1 protein-coding gene is annotated in these 231 nt (G+C 71.4%); it reads left to right on the forward strand.

The annotated features are described in order from the left end of the window. The coding region (locus U5775_RS39350) for an SDR family NAD(P)-dependent oxidoreductase (RefSeq protein WP_322063488.1) at positions 1 to 231 on the forward strand (231 nt) is incomplete at both ends.

Here is a 231-nt window from a genome sequence, read left to right on the forward strand (position 1 = left end):
ACCGCCGAACTCTTTCTGCGCGCGGGCGCCTCGGTCGCGATCTGCGGCCGCGACAACGACCGTCTCGCACGCGCCGGGCGCGAATTGCGCGAGCGCCATCCGCAGGCGCAACTGCTGGCCGCGCGTTGCGACGTGCTCGATGCCGCCGACGTTGCCGCGTTCGCGGGCGAAGTCGAAAAGCGCTTTGGCCGCGCCGACATGCTCGTGAACAACGCAGGCCAGGGCCGCGTC

This window comes from Paraburkholderia sp. J63 (assembly GCF_905220245.1).
GTDB lineage: Bacteria > Pseudomonadota > Gammaproteobacteria > Burkholderiales > Burkholderiaceae > Paraburkholderia.